The sequence below is a fragment of the Duganella flavida genome (assembly GCF_009857445.1).
In the GTDB taxonomy this organism is placed as follows: domain Bacteria; phylum Pseudomonadota; class Gammaproteobacteria; order Burkholderiales; family Burkholderiaceae_D; genus Rugamonas; species Rugamonas flavida.
Window position 1 is genome coordinate 1 of record NZ_WWCN01000046.1, and the last position, 1,462, is coordinate 1,462.

General features: G+C 57.8%; 1 protein-coding gene. It reads left to right on the forward strand.

The features are described from left to right. Nucleotides 1-234 precede the first annotated feature (234 nt). Nucleotides 235-1,440 (forward strand): IS110 family RNA-guided transposase, encoded by a 1,206-nt coding sequence (locus GTP46_RS29090; protein WP_161010112.1) that lies wholly within the window; start codon nt 235-237, stop codon nt 1,438-1,440. Nucleotides 1,441-1,462: the final 22 nt, after the last annotated feature.

The following is a 1,462-nucleotide window of genomic DNA, read 5'->3' on the forward strand; positions in this document are numbered from 1 at the left end:
CCCGTTACTATATACAGACCTTGATCCTCAAGGTTTTGGCCAGCCAAGTTCGGCATGATTGTTGCCCCCAGTCGCCCATGATCCGGGGGGTGTTGTCACCGAACTTGGTGGGTGGCTGGTGATCGCTGATAGGGACTTGGTCCAGAGGAAATCCTGAGGCCATCCGTAACGTGGATGCCGAGACCTGCTGCCGTAAGTTGTTGGCCATTACAACCTCTTGTAGCGGGAGGTCGCATGGACGCGATTGAACATTACGATACTGTAGATGTCTTTATTGGAGTTGACGTCGGCAAGGGAGAACACCATGCCGTTGCACTGAGCAGAGCTGGCAAACGTTTGTTCGATAAGGCGATGCCAAATGACGAAACGAGACTGCGAGCGCTGATTTCCAGCCTCAAGGAACACGGCAAGCTACTGCTGGTCGTTGACCAGCCTACAACCATCGGAGCATTGCCGGTGACCGTCGCCAGAGCCGAGGGTATCCTGGTGGCATATCTCCCCGGCCTTGCCATGCGCCGAATTGCGGATCTGCACGCTGGCGAAGCCAAGACCGATGCACGAGACGCCGCCATCATTGCCGAAGCGGCACGCTCAATGCCGCATGCACTGCGCTCACTTCGTCTCGATGATGAGCAGTTGGCGGAGCTGACCATGCTGTGCGGTTTTGATGATGATCTGGCCGATCAGATTACCCAGACAAGTAACCGAATTCGCGGACTACTGACACAAATCCATCCAGCGCTGGAACGCGTTCTTGGCCCACGACTTGATCACCCAGCTGTACTGGATCTACTACAACGGCATCCGTCACCGGCGAGCCTTGCCGCCACCAGCGAAAAGAGCCTTGCGAACAAACTGAGCAAGCTCGCCCCTCGAATGGGTAAAGGCTTAGCCCATGAAGTTTTCCTGGCACTTTCCGAGCAGACGGTGATTGTGCCAGGAACAAACGCCGCAACAATTGTCTTGCCGCGCCTGGCGCACCAGCTCGCGGCGCTGCGCCGTCAGCGCGACGAGGTCGCCCAAGAGGTTGAACGGCTGGTGCAAGTACACCCTCTTTATTCAGTCCTGACCAGCATGCCAGGAGTCGGCGTCAGGACCGCTGCCCGACTCCTTACAGAGGTCGCCGCAAAAGCGTTTGCCTCTGCTGCTCATCTCGCGGCCTATGCTGGGCTGGCGCCAGTTACCCGTCGTTCCGGCTCCTCGATTCGCGGTGAACATCCATCGAGACGAGGCAATAAAGTGCTCAAGCGAGCGTTGTTCCTGTCGGCCTTTGCCGCGCTCCGGGACCCAGTGTCGCGGGCTTACTATGCCCGAAAGATCAGCCAAGGCAAACGGCACAACCAAGCACTGATCGCTCTCGCAAGGCGGCGCTGCGACGTGATGTACGCCATGATGCGAGACGGGACACTTTATTGCCCTGCACCTCTCGCAACTGCTTGACGAAGTACATAGGGACACCCCC

Bases quoted from the DNA above. Each gene is read 5' to 3' on its own strand.
- GTP46_RS29090 (WP_161010112.1), top strand. From the start codon at position 235: ATGGACGCGATTGAACATTACGATACTGTAGATGTCTTTATTGGAGTT.